Source organism: Lysinibacillus sp. RS10, from assembly GCF_041956855.1.
In the GTDB taxonomy this organism is placed as follows: Bacteria; Bacillota; Bacilli; order Bacillales_A; family Planococcaceae; genus Lysinibacillus; species Lysinibacillus xylanilyticus_A.
On sequence record NZ_CP167122.1, the window covers coordinates 4,890,510 to 4,904,535 of the forward strand.

Consider the following 14,026-nt stretch of genomic DNA (forward strand, 5'->3'; position numbering starts at 1 on the left):
TTTACTCCTTTTCTAACTGTTTTGCTTCATTCCAGAAAGCGTCTAACTGTTCTAATGTATAATCAGAAAACGGCTTTCCACTTTCTTTTATTTTCTCTTCTACATAACCGAAGCGTCTCGCAAACTTCTCATTGGCATGTAACATTGCCTCTTCTGGAGATAGCTTATAGAAACGTGCTAAATTCACAAGTGTGAACAGTACATCTCCAAATTCATCAAGACGTGACGCATTTGTACCTTTCGTGACCTCATTACGAAATTCCTGCCATTCCTCCGAAAACTTGTCCCATGCACCATCCACATCAGGCCAATCAAATCCAACCGTTGCAGCTCTTTTTTGATAATTATAGGCTGTTTGTAGAGCTGAGGACGCTCGGTATTCCTCTTCCAATAGCGGCTTCTCACTTTTACCCTTTTCTTCTGCCTTTATAGCTTCCCAATTGACTACAACACCCTCTGCATCTTCTACCGATACATCACCAAATACATGCGGGTGTCGACGAATCATTTTTTCACTGATTGAAGCTAAAACATCTTCCAATGTAAAATAGCCTTGATCTTCTCCAACTTGTGCATGAAGGAATACTTGTAATAACACATCTCCAAGCTCCTCAATCATTGCAAAGTCATCCTCTGCATCTACAGCTGCCAAATATTCATGTGCCTCTTCTAATAAATATTTTTTCAATGATTCATGCGTTTGCTTTTGATCCCATGGACAACCATCTGGCCCTCTTAAAGTAGCAATAATTTGACGGAAAGTGGTCCAGTCTCGTAATGCCCCCTCTTGTGATTTCACAGGCGGCACATATACAGTTGTTAAATTATTCACCTCAACACTTTGATCGAGTTCATAAAGTGGTACTGTTACTAACTTTTCCTGTGCTGACCCCGCTGCCGTAACAACAGTAACAGGGTATTCATCATCATATTTCTCCATCAACGTTAGCTTTACTTCTGATGCACTGAATGTATCATATACTTGGGCTATTAAAATATGTTGACGCATGTTAATGTCATGCATAGAAAAGCTAGTGCCATCTAGCAATTGAAAGCCTTCAATCGGGTCGATTTTCAACGCACCGAATATTGGATCTAAGAAGCTTTGCCCACCTTCAATGATTAAATTTACCTTTCCCTCATCCGCCGCTGCAATAAGCAACTGTACAGTCTGCTCCGCGACAAGTGGATGTCCTGGTACAGCGTACATTACATCTTCCATTACTGCTGCAGCCACAAGTTTTTCTGCAATTTCCTCATACACAGGCTGGAATGAATTATGTTCTTCATAGACTGCATCAAAGCTTTCAAATTGTAAGCCTTCTGCTGATAATTCAGCTAATACTGGATGATCCACTGTACGAACATATAATTTTCTAGCTGCTTTTATTTTTTTATAGACACCCATTTGCAGTTGATCAAAATCACCCGCACCTAAGCCAATAACTGTTAATGTATTCAATCCATCCACCTACTTCTTCCGATTTAACCATAATTGATAAACAGCCATTTTGCGCCCAAACGGCAGTAAGTACCACTCTTTTTCAGCCAGTACTCGTAACTTAGCAATTACTGTCATCATTACAAATGCACCTAAACATACGGCTGTAGAACCTGCTATCACTGCGACAAATCGGGGTGATAAAAATTGGTTTAACAACTCTGGCACAAACTGTAACCAAACTAATACTACAATTGCCATGCTGAGTGAAGCAATTCCAACTTTTTTGTGAAAATCTGCTGGCGCTAATTGAATTGCCGTCATTTTCTTTAAATAAAAAACAAGCATCAGTGCTGTAAATAATAGACCCACATTATTAGCAATGGCCGCACCTAATACTCCGAAGAAACTAACTATCAGCACATTTAATATTATTTTTAATATAAAACCTATAATTAAAAATAACGCTGGTTTTTTTAATTTTCCATAACCTTGCAGAATAGCTGTAAATGTCAAAATAATCGACAGAGGAACAATTTGTAACACATATACCATAAGTACTTCTGACAGTGCATCTGTTTTAAAAAGCATTGCATTAATATAAGGCATAACGAGTATTAAACCTAGAGATGCTGCCCATCCAAATAATACAGACGCTCTATACGTTAGCTGTATAAACGGGATTGCACTACGCCCATCCTGTTTTTTAGACATATGTGCAATAAGAGGCACAATAGCAAGCGAAAGAGAAGAAGCGATGACAACTCCAAGCTGTACCAATGGCTGCCCGCGGTCATAAACGCCTTTTGTTTCCTTAGCTACCGTCTGATCCATACCACCTTCGATTAATAGTGAATAAATAGTAAAGGAATCCACTAGCTGATAGCCTAGTAACAATAGACCACTCATGCTCACACTTAAGCTTAGCAATGTTACCTCTTTAATAACGGAAAAACTTTCGATACGTTGCTGTAGTTTTTGATCTTTCAATAGGCCAAAACGTTTTTTAAAGATAAACGCCAGTAATAAAAAGCCTACAATTTCACCAATTACTGTACCTATAATGGCCATTTGCCCTGCGCTATATAGTGATTTTGTCGTCGTCATAATAATAAATGTACCTGCTAAAATGACAAATACTCTCACAGCCTGTTCAAGGACTTGTGCATAAGCAATCGGCTCCATAATACCTCTTGATTGAAAGCCACCCTTCAAAGTAGCGAGAGCTGGCATGACAAGCACTATAAATGAACCAGTCCGTATTAATGGCGCTAGCTCAGTATCGCCCATGAGCTGTGCAAGTATTTCAGCACCACCAAATAAAACACCAAAAAACAACAACGATAGTAGTGTTAAATAACGAAAAACAATACGTATAATACCGCTACGTTTCCGATTTCGCTCCAACGGGTCTAAAATACAATCATTATCTGCTAGCATTTTAGAAATGGCTACTGCAAAGCCACTAGATGTCCACACAACAAAAATGGATATTATTGGATAAACCTGTTGGTAAATATAAAACCCTTCATCACCAACAAGGTTTTGAAAAGGCACACGATAAATTGCACTAAGAACCTTCACAATAAGAGCAGCAATTGTAAGTAATGCCGCGCCCTTCATGTAGCTTTTCATGCCAAAACGTTCCGACATAAATTGCCCTCTTTCCTTCTATAACAATGCCAATAGTATAGCATATCTCAAAAGTTTGACGCGCTCGATAGCACCATCATAAATATTCTGTATACAACTATGTACAAAAAAAGTTATTGTTCAGCCTAAAAGGTCAGCGCAATAACTTTAAATTTTCATTAACTATTCATTTGTTTCGCTAAGAAGTTAGCAGCTGTTTCTGCGACTTTTACTTCAACCTCACCGACAAAATGCACTTTAGACAAAACGATAATACAGCCGATTGGATCACCATTTACCATAATAGGCGTTGCGCAATATGACTTCACTTGCTCATATTGTCCAGGAACAATCTCAATAGTTGTTTCCATTTTTTCTATTTTTGTTGAACGCTCATCCATAAAACTTTCCGCAAAGGATGTAATACGACGATTAATGTACTCTTTCTTACCGATTCCTGAAACAGCAATTACTTCATCTCGGTCGGTTACAAATGCTGGAGTACCTAACGTTTCATATAATGTTTCTACATATTCTCTTGCAAATTCTCCTAGATCATTGATTGGAGAATATTTCTTTAAAATGACTTCACCTTCACGGTCTGTATAAATTTCTAGCGGGTCACCTTCACGAATACGTAGCGTCCTACGAATTTCTTTTGGAATAACCACACGCCCTAAATCATCAATACGACGAACAATCCCTGTTGCCTTCATTCTTAATGCCTCGCTTTCGCTACAATGAAATTTTTATTCAACAATAGTATGGTTTTTTTTGAAGCAATCTATGCAAAAACTGAAGAAAAAGGATTTCACAGCCAACTTAATTTTTCAAAAGGTTTTGGAAAGCCTAAGCCATTGTGCTCTAAATGCTTCTAACATGTAGAATTTTAACTTCAATCAACTTATCTTAGATTAACCACAGAACAAATTTCTATAATGATTTATGAAAAAATTTAGTGAACCATAATAATTAATTCGACTTTGGCGTTTCGAAGCTTGTCATTTTATTCTTAGCCGAATAAAAAAAGCTGATCATTACCCATCGTGAGGTAAGATCAGCTTTTCATCTATTGTTGTTTTTTTGCATTAGCAATAATTTGCATCATTTCTTCTAAAATATCAAAGGGTTGATATTTTCCACACTTTCGTTCATCGATTGTAAATTTCAATTGCATACCATCCATACCAAAACCGACAGCACGTTCAAATTTCATGGATTCCTCAACAATTTTACCGCCATCAACTCGCGCTGTCCCTTCTGCAGACAACAATAGTGTGACAATCTTTTGCTTTTCTTTCACAGATAATACCCCTGCATCTAATCCCCATACCTTCATACGTGCAATTCGCAGTAAGCGTTCTGTTTCAATCGGAAGATCACCGAAGCGATCCGCTAATTCCTCCATGATTTCGCCATATTCTTCCACATGATCCATTGCTTTAATACGTTTATACATTTGAATTTTTTGATAGCCGTCAGGAATGTATACATCTGGGATATATGCGTCCACACTCAATAGAATTTCAATGTCTGGCTTTTCTTCTTTTTTCACACCTGTTTGACGCTCGGCAATGGCTTCTTCTAGCATTTGTGAATATAAATCAAAACCGACAGAATCAATAAAGCCATGCTGTTGAGCCCCAAGCAAGTTACCAGCTCCACGAATGGATAAGTCACGCATAGCAATTTTAAAACCTGATCCCAACTCTGTAAATTCTTTAATCGCCTGTAATCGTTGCTCAGCCACATCTGTAAGAACTTTATCACGTTGATACATAAAGTACGCATATGCCACCCTATTAGAACGCCCTACACGACCACGCAATTGATAAAGCTGCGCTAAGCCCATTCGATCAGCATCATGGACAATCAATGTGTTCACATTTGGTATATCCACACCGGTCTCGATAATGGTTGTCGTTACTAGCACATCATAGCCACCTTCTAAAAAGGCTAATATTACAGATTCTAATTCGGATTCCGTCATTTTCCCATGTGCATGCCCTATGCGTGCTTCTGGAACAAGCAGTTGAATCTCCTCGACTTTTCGAGCCATATCCTCTACACGATTGTATAAATAGAATACTTGGCCTCCACGTGCCATTTCTCTCTCAATGGCTTCACGCACTAATGCACCACTATGCTCCATTACATACGTTTGCACCGGGAAACGGTTGGCTGGTGGCGTTTCAATAACCGATAAATCACGAACGCCTACCATCGACATATGCAACGTTCTTGGAATTGGAGTAGCTGTTAGCGTTAATACATCGACATTTGTTTTTAGTTGTTTAATTTTTTCCTTATGTGTAACGCCAAAACGTTGCTCTTCATCTACAATGAGCAGTCCTAAGTCTTGGAATGTTAGATCCTTAGATAATATTCGGTGTGTTCCAACGACAATATCAACTTGTCCTTCTTTTAAACCTTTTAAGGTCGCTGTTTGTTCTTTTTTTGTACGGAAACGAGACAAGAGTCCTACGTTTATGGCGAAGTCTTGGAATCGTTCACGAATAGTTTCATAGTGCTGCTGCGCTAAAATTGTTGTTGGAACTAGGAAAGCGACCTGTTTACCATCTTGAATTGCTTTAAATGCGGCACGAATTGCTACCTCTGTTTTACCATAGCCTACGTCACCACATACGAGGCGATCCATAGGGCGTTCACGTTCCATATCACGTTTTACTTCAACAATTGAACGTAGCTGATCTTCAGTCTCCTCATACGGGAATGAAGCCTCGAAATTACGCTGATCATCGTTGTCAAACGCAAATGCATGGCCCTTCTCTGCTTCACGCCTCGCATAAAGTTTAATTAAATCATCAGCAATATCTTGTACAGCAGACGATACCTTTGCTTTGGCTTTTTTCCACTCTGCTCCACCTAATTTATGTAGCTTCGGTTCACGTTCTTCAGATGCCACATATTTTTGAATTAAATCGATTTGCTCTACTGGTACATATAATTTATCATCTGCACGATATCGAATGTGTAAGTAATCCTTATGTGTACCATTTACCTCTAATGTCTCTACACCAATATATTTCCCAATACCATGATGTACATGTACAACATAATCACCAGGTTTAATTTCTGTATAGCTTTTAATACGTTCGGCATTCGTCATTTTTTGAGGACGTGCTTTTTTCTTCGCCTGTTGTTTGAATAATTCATCCTCTGTCACGATCGCTAGACGTTGTAATGGCAATTCAAATCCACTAGACAGTGAACCATCCACAATATAAATACCCGGCTCTGTTGGATCACCGATTGTCGTATGAATATCATATTCCTCAAGCATTTGCTGTACACGTTTAACACGTTCTTTATCCCTAGTAACGATAAGTACAGTAAATTTACCAAGTAGCCAGCGTTCAACCTCACTTTGCAATAATGACATTTGACCATGAAATTGCTGCATTGGCTTACAAGAAAAGTTTGTCGTCTTATTAAACGTTACACCTGCAAATGTCCGTGAAAATAATGAGAAATATAATTTTTGCTGTGACAGCAATGCTAAAATTTCTTTTAAAGAGAAGGCAGGCTTTACATCATGCACCATTTTTCCTTCTTCAATTAACGATAAAAACCATTCATCCTCTTCACGTTCCCAGGCTTCCATAACCTCCTGAATACGGCCAAGCTCATCAAATAGCACAATCCCATCATGTGCAAAATAGTCACCTAAGTAAGCAGTTTTCTCATACAATAACGAACCATATTTGTTTACATAGTCTGGTAAATTCTCCTGCTGTAACAGCTCAATATCGTATTGTATATGCTGATAAAGTAACTCCTTTGTCTCTTGTTTTTTGACTTTCTTTAAGCTTGTCGCTAATGCCGCTTCTAAACGACTTGCCAACGCGACTCTTTCTTTCTTCGTCAAAATAACTTCAGACGCTGGTAGGATACGAACTTTTTGCAATTTATCAATGGAACGTTGATCATCCGCTGAAAATGTTCGAATAGAGTCTACTTCCGTATCAAATAACTCAATACGAATAGGCGACTCTAAATACGGTGGATAAATATCTAGTATGCCACCACGTAACGCAAATTCGCCAGGTGTTGTCACCATTGAATTACGTACGTAACCCATCTCTACTAATGTTTGCAGCCATTCTTCAGTCTGAATTTCCTCGCCTACTGCTGTTTGTAAAAAATATTGTAGCCAATGCTCTTTAGGCTGCATCATTTTGCGTAAGCCCGCAACTGGTATCACATAAACAGCTTTTTCACCTCTAGCTAGGTGATCGAGTGTCGCGATTCGCTCTGCACGTAACTCTGGAGAGGCTACAGACAAGTCTGCGGCAATAAACTCATCCGCAGGATAATAATGAACATGCTCCTCACCTAAAAGTCCCACAAGCTCGTCAGCCATTTTTTGAGCTTGCAATAGATTAGGAGATACAATATAGATTGGTTTTTTTACATATTCAAATAACACATCGACCATTACCGGGCGTGCGCTTCCTGTTAATCCTGTAATAAGTTGTGATGCAGTATGACCGCTCTGAATCTCCTGTAAAAATGATGTGATATGTTTGTCCTGCGACACAAGCTGTCGTAAAACTTCCACAGTCAAAAGCTCCTTTCAGCGCGTAATTCTATTCGTCATATACTACGAATCTAGTACTATAATACGCATCTTTATTGTCCATTTTTTAAACGGAAAAAGCTTTGAACGCACGAAAGTGCGCCAAAGCATCCTTCCAATTATTGAATCCATTTATTGAGTGCGTGATAATCTGGATATTGTTTCAGCGAATCCTCACATTGCTCACAAATGCAGTGCACCGTCGTTTGTCCATGTTGATCTTTCTCAACATAATCATCCGCTTCTCCCATTTCGAAAATATGCAGTTTTCGGATTGTATCATCTGCATCAAATGGTAGTGTCCCTATTTCTACTTCACAATGCCGACATCGATAGCGAACTGACATCTCCAAATCATCCTCCTTTAAGCAACTTCCTACTTAAAGTATAGACATTTCTAAAAAGGATTATGCACTTTCCAATTTTCGCTCAGCTTTAATGTCTTAGTTACTATGACTTCAGAAAAGAGAATAATTTTTGCATTGTGTTGAAGACTACGCTATACAGTTTAGTTGGCCGTAGTCACAAGGTACCGTCCGCAATATCCACAATAAGCTTTAACTTTTTATATATTTATTTACTACTGTTAAAGTGATTCATCACATCAAGAAATGGTTCTGAAAGAGATGCTTCTATAGCATTTACACACTTTTCAATAGCGTCCCCAACAACAGCTTGGTCTTCTTTTGAAAATTTCGATAACACGTAATCTGCTACCTTCATGCCAGCTGGCGGGCGATTAACCCCAACACGGATGCGATTAAATTCTTGCGTGCCTAAATGCTGGATTAATGATTTAATACCATTATGTCCACCTGCACTACCTTTTTGACGCAGACGTAATTTACCTGTTTCTAAATCTAAATCGTCATAGATAACAATTAAATCTTCCACATCAATATCAAAATAGTCCATAAGGGGACCAACACATTCCCCTGATAAATTCATATATGTTAAAGGTTTAACAAGTAGAACCTTTCCTTCAGGACGATGTACCGTTGCATACATACCGTTAAACTTTGAATTAGTTAAAGGTGTACCCCATTTTTCAGCTATAGCATCAATAACATCAAAGCCAATATTATGTCTTGTATGTTCATAAGGTTTACCCGGATTCCCTAAACCGACGATAATTTTCATAAGTACCTCTCTTCTTTCAAATCTAATAGTCATTATTTTACCATACCGTGTGCCAAGAAAGCATTTCGTACATTTTTTGAATGGAAAAAATTCAAAAATACAAAAGCTCAAAGTATAGATGCTTTTCAAAAGCTATATTGAGACTCCACTAAAAAACAGAAGGTCTCAAATAAAATATCGTTCTCCTTCATAAATCTTTTAATTATATGAGGTATATAGATTTCCATAAAACACAAAAAGGCTGCTAAAGAAGTATAGCCTTCTTTAACAGCCTTTCCTGATTATCTATTTTTACTCTTATTCAGTACGATCTGCTTCTTCAACTACTACAGCTGGAGCCATCATCGTTGCTAATATACGATCATCTTCACTAACAATTTCAAAATCTATTGTTTCACGAATATTTGCTACTGTAATGGACTCACCAATTAAGAGTTTAGTAATATCCACTTCAATTACTTCAGGCATATCAGTTGGTTTTACTTTAATTTTCAACTCTAAGTTAGGCTGCATCAAAATACCACCTTCACTTACGCCAACTGAATCTCCGACAAGTTTAATAGGCACATCAGCTTCTAACGCTTCCAACATATTAATTGCAAAAAAGTCTATATGATTTACTTCATCTCTCAAAGAGCTTTGTTGTATTTCTGACACAACAACATTCACTTTTTTCCCGTCTAAATCCATCGGAAATACACTGTTTTGTCCATTTTTTAAAATAGATTTTCTGAATTCCTTCGCTGAAATAGAAATTGGGGTTGAATCTAAATTATAGCCGTAAATAACCGCAGGAATGGCTCCCCCTTTTCTAAGTTGGGTTAATGTCGAACGATGCCCAGCTTCGCGCTTTTTAACACTTAATACTGTACTCATATCTATACTTCCCCTTCCAAGAAAAATTATTTACGCCTTACGATTAATGTCACTATTACTTTTTAAAATATAATGACATATGTTGAAGGCTATAATAATATTTACCTCTATTTCGGCTCATCACCATAACGTGGGGTTGATTTCCGTTCCGACTGGGCGCTTTCCTGGGGGCTTGGGACAACAATTGTTTTCTGTGCGAAAGCGTAGTGCTAACGTAGCGACAGCGACAGGATGTTGGGCCAACAGATGTTTTTTGCGCGAAAGCGTAGTGCAACGAAGCGGCAACAAAAGGTTTTTATCTGCGCGAAAGCGAAGCGGCAGCGGCAACAGCACCGATGTTGGTCACGGAGGCGTTATCACAGGATGTGATGCTCTTAGCCTTCGTTCCTCTATCGCTAATCCCCAAGGAGTCGTCCAGTCTCCACTCCAATCAACTTTTTCATTTAAAATATGTTTTAACAAAATGTATCCCCATCTTTAGGTGATAAACCTCTATTTTTTTATAAAGTAGTGTAAATATTATTAAGTCCCATTTACTATATACTCTTTTATAAGAAAATTCACACAAAAACACATATAAAAAGGACAAATCTACTTTTTAACGTAGATTTGTCCTTACTTCGCCATATATTACCGCACTTGCAATATCTTTATTTATATTAATCAAATAGAGTACTTACAGATTTGTTTTCATAAACACGAGAGATTGCATCTGCCATCAATTTAGCTACTGAAAGCTCTGTAATTTTCGGAGATTTTTTCTCTTCAGAAAGTTGAATTGTATTTGTTACTACTAATTCTTTAATCGAAGAGTTTTCGATACGATCGATTGCTGGTCCTGATAGTACTGGGTGAGAGCAGCAAGCATAAACTTCTTTCGCACCAGCAGCGCGTAATGCATCGGCACCGATTGTAATCGTACCTGCAGTGTCAATAATATCATCAATCAAGATTGCCACTTTACCATCAACATTACCAACAATGTTCATTACTTCTGCAACATTTGGTTTTGGACGGCGCTTGTCAATAATTGCAATAGGTGCTTTTAAACGTTCTGCCATTTTACGAGCACGTGTTACACCACCATGGTCTGGGGAAACAACAACGATTTGATCTTCTGGAATACCTTTTGATTTGAAGTAATCAGATAGTAAAGGCACTGCCATTAAGTGGTCGATTAGAATATCGAAGAAACCTTGGATTTGTGGTGCGTGTAAATCTAAAACGATTACACGTGTTGCACCAGCTGTTTCAAGTAAGTTTGCTACTAATTTAGCTGTAATTGGCTCGCGTGCTTTTGCTTTACGGTCCTGACGAGCATAGCCATAGTAAGGCATTACAACGTTTACTGTACGTGCAGATGCACGTTTTACAGCATCTACCATAATTAAAAGCTCCATTAAATGTTCGTTTACAGGCGCAGAAGTAGACTGCACGATAAACACATCACAACCACGAATACTTTCTTCAATGCTAATTTGAACCTCTCCATCGCTGAAGTGCTTAACAGAAGATCTACCTAATTCAACACCCATTTCTTGCGCAATTTCTTGAGCAAGTGGATTGTTAGAATTAAGTGAAAATATTTTTAATTGTGAGTTTGCATAATGATACGGCATGATGGCCTCCTGTTTGGTTGATAATTATTTTGAATTTAGTTTGCTTACATAATTCGGTTTGTTTTCTTGTCTTGCACGAGCAATTGCAAGTGCATCCTCAGGAACTTCTTTTGTAATTGTAGATCCTGCTGCAATAAATGAACCTTTTCCAACTTTCACTGGCGCTACTAAGTTAGTATTACATCCTACAAATACATCATCTTCAATAATTGTTTGGAACTTGTTTTTTCCATCATAGTTTACAGTAATGGAACCACAGCCAATATTAACATTACTTCCTATTTCAGCATCGCCAATATAGCTTAAGTGTGATATTTTTGTGTCATTACCTAGTTTACTCTTCTTCACTTCTACAAAGTTACCAATTTTCACATGGCTACCAATATCAGAAAGTGGTCGAATATGCGCAAACGGTCCAATAGCTGTGTCTTCCGCTACAGCGCTTTCACGCACAACAGAAGAATGCACAGTTGTTCGGTCACCGATTCGGCTATCCATGATTTGTGTGTTTGGTCCGATTATACAATCTTCGCCAATAACAGTCACACCTTCTATCATAGAGCCTGGCTGAATGACAGTATCCCTACCAATTACTGCGTCTGCGCTAATATACGTTGTTTCTGGATTAATGATTGTCACACCGTTACGCATATGTTTTTCATTAATTCTTGCACGCATTAGCCCTTCTGCTTGTGATAAAGCCACACGATCATTAACACCGAGTGTTTCTTCAAAGTCTTCCGTTACATATGCTTCCACGACATCGCCTTGTTTTTGTAAAATTTCAATCACATCAGGTAAATAAAACTCACCCTGTGCGTTGTCGTTTTTCACAAGCTTTAATGTCTCAAATAACGCTTTATTATCAAAGCAGTATGTGCCCGTATTAATTTCTTTAACTAATTGTTGCTCTGCTGAAGCATCCTTTTGTTCAACAATTTGCTCCACCTGTCCATTGTCGCCACGTAAAATACGACCATAGCCTGTTGGGTTTTCAGCAATCGCTGTTAAAATAGTAGCCTTAGCATTCTTTACTTGATGATGCTCGAACAAAGCTTGCATCGTTTCAGGGCGAATAAGTGGCGTATCACCACAAACAACTAACGTTGTACCTTCTTCGCTACCTAAAATTGCCTCAGCCTGTTGTACAGCATGAGCTGTCCCTAACTGTTCAGCCTGTAAAACATATTCGCTTTTATCTCCAAGCTGTTGTTTTACCTTTTCTGCACCATGTCCTACAACCGTTACGATGCGATTCGCATCTAACGTTTGAATGTGATCCACTACATGTTGTACCATCGGTTTCCCACATACTGGATGGAGCACTTTATATAATTTGGACTTCATACGTGTACCTTGACCTGCAGCCAAAATGACAGCAAAAATGTTGCTCATCTGTAAGTCCTCCAATACGCTCATTTTCTCTTATGACTATATAGCAAAATTCATCTATTTTCAAGGTGTGTAGACTTGACAAAAAGATGAATTTCCAAATCAAATGCACCTTATGCTCGAATGTTAATATGTATTTCCTAAAACTGCTCTATTTCTCTTATTCACAAAATAAAAAGAACTCTCCAATCAAGAAGAGCTCTAATTATATACTATAACCAAATGTATACTAAAATTTCAATAGATTGGATCATCACCCTAGCATGGGGTTAATTTCCGTCTCGGCCTGGGCTCCGATGAGTCGCCCAGCATCCAATCAACTTATATACAAGGCATAGGTTTTATCAAATTTCATCTCCAACTTTTGAAGATGAGCCAATAGCTTTTTACATTAATATTTATTTCTTTTGTAACTATACGCCAATTCCTTCTAATTCTTCTGTTTTCTCGACTTCTTCTGTTTCGCTTGAATTATGGTACTCGTTTAAAATAATCTCCTGAATTTTATTGCGAGTCGTTGAATTAATAGGATGCGCAATATCTCTAAATTCACCGTCTGGCGTTCGTTTACTTGGCATAGCAACAAACAAACCAGCATTCCCATCGATTACACGAATATCGTGAACCACAAACTCATTGTCGAGTGTAATGGAAGCAATCGCACGCATGCGACCATCCGTCTGTACACGACGTAACCTTACATCAGTAACTTCCATTTTCTCACCACCTCTCATCTTAGATGCCTAAATAAAAATCCAATATTCTTTATTACCGAATATTTTCCTTTTTCTAGTCTATCAAATTTTCTAAAAAATTTGAATACTCATCAGTATAATATTTCCTTTAATTTACGGAAATTTTGACAATTGTTTGTCAGCTGCTCTGATACTAATAAAAAAAACCCACTAAAAAGAGCTAATCACTTCTCTTCTAGCGGGATTAAAAAATTTCTTATTTAACGATGGCAATAACTTCAATTTCTACTTTTACATCCTTCGGTAGACGTGCAACCTCTACTGCTGAACGAGCTGGTTTATGATCGCCAAAGTGGCTAGCATATACTTCATTCATTGCGACAAAGTCGTTCATGTCCTTCATAAAAACAGTTGTTTTCACAACATTGTCTAATGAAGTTCCAGCAGCTTCTAAAACTGCTTTTAAATTAGCAAATACTTGATTTGTTTGAACCGTGATGTCGCCTTCTACTAATTCGCCAGCTGCTGTTAGTGGAATTTGACCTGAGCTATAAAACATGCCATTTACAATAATACCTTGTGAATATGGTCCGATTGCTGCTGGTGCATTTGTTGTTGCTACTACTTTCAT

11 protein-coding genes are annotated in these 14,026 nt (G+C 38.0%); all 11 read right to left on the reverse strand.

Annotated features, from left to right (window positions below; all coding sequences use genetic code 11):
- Position 1: 1 nt before the first annotated feature.
- The 11 genes from mazG to ACB089_RS24450 all read right to left on the reverse strand — a co-directional run bounded on the left by mazG (position 2) and on the right by ACB089_RS24450 (position 14,026).
- The gene (gene mazG, locus ACB089_RS24400; protein ID WP_374964305.1) at positions 2-1,462 is read right to left on the reverse strand and encodes a nucleoside triphosphate pyrophosphohydrolase; all 1,461 of its coding nucleotides are present in this window, start codon (positions 1,460-1,462) and stop codon (positions 2-4) included.
- A gap of 9 nt (positions 1,463-1,471) precedes the next feature.
- Positions 1,472-3,094 (reverse strand): oligosaccharide flippase family protein, encoded by a 1,623-nt coding sequence (locus tag ACB089_RS24405; RefSeq protein WP_374964307.1) that lies wholly within the window; start codon positions 3,092-3,094, stop codon positions 1,472-1,474.
- A 158-nt stretch (positions 3,095-3,252) separates the two neighbouring features.
- A complete protein-coding gene (spoVT, locus tag ACB089_RS24410; RefSeq protein WP_068986592.1) occupies positions 3,253-3,789 on the reverse strand; it encodes a stage V sporulation protein T in 537 nt (178 codons plus the stop codon).
- A gap of 353 nt (positions 3,790-4,142) precedes the next feature.
- Positions 4,143-7,655 carry a transcription-repair coupling factor gene (gene mfd / locus ACB089_RS24415; RefSeq protein WP_374964309.1) on the reverse strand — a complete coding sequence of 1,171 codons (3,513 nt, stop codon included), beginning with the start codon at positions 7,653-7,655 and terminating at the stop codon, positions 4,143-4,145.
- 137 nt (positions 7,656-7,792) lie between these two features.
- A complete protein-coding gene (locus ACB089_RS24420) occupies positions 7,793-8,020 on the reverse strand; it encodes an anti-sigma-F factor Fin (RefSeq protein WP_010857031.1) in 228 nt (75 codons plus the stop codon).
- Positions 8,021-8,246: 226 nt separating this feature from the next.
- On the reverse strand, positions 8,247-8,813 hold the full coding sequence (gene pth, locus ACB089_RS24425; protein WP_368638482.1) for an aminoacyl-tRNA hydrolase: 567 nt from the start codon (positions 8,811-8,813) through the stop codon (positions 8,247-8,249).
- Between the two features lie 297 nt (positions 8,814-9,110).
- Positions 9,111-9,689: a 50S ribosomal protein L25/general stress protein Ctc gene (locus ACB089_RS24430; protein WP_374964310.1), complete on the reverse strand. Its 579-nt coding sequence runs from the start codon at positions 9,687-9,689 to the stop codon at positions 9,111-9,113.
- A 659-nt stretch (positions 9,690-10,348) separates the two neighbouring features.
- Positions 10,349-11,308, reverse strand: coding sequence for a ribose-phosphate diphosphokinase (locus ACB089_RS24435; protein WP_368638480.1), 960 nt, complete (start codon positions 11,306-11,308; stop codon positions 10,349-10,351).
- 24 nt (positions 11,309-11,332) lie between these two features.
- The gene (glmU, locus tag ACB089_RS24440) at positions 11,333-12,703 is read right to left on the reverse strand and encodes a bifunctional UDP-N-acetylglucosamine diphosphorylase/glucosamine-1-phosphate N-acetyltransferase GlmU (protein WP_374964312.1); all 1,371 of its coding nucleotides are present in this window, start codon (positions 12,701-12,703) and stop codon (positions 11,333-11,335) included.
- Positions 12,704-13,113: 410 nt separating this feature from the next.
- Positions 13,114-13,416: a septation regulator SpoVG gene (spoVG, locus tag ACB089_RS24445; RefSeq protein ID WP_374964313.1), complete on the reverse strand. Its 303-nt coding sequence runs from the start codon at positions 13,414-13,416 to the stop codon at positions 13,114-13,116.
- A 235-nt stretch (positions 13,417-13,651) separates the two neighbouring features.
- Positions 13,652-14,026 (reverse strand): RidA family protein, encoded by a 375-nt coding sequence (locus ACB089_RS24450; RefSeq protein WP_068986585.1) that lies wholly within the window; start codon positions 14,024-14,026, stop codon positions 13,652-13,654.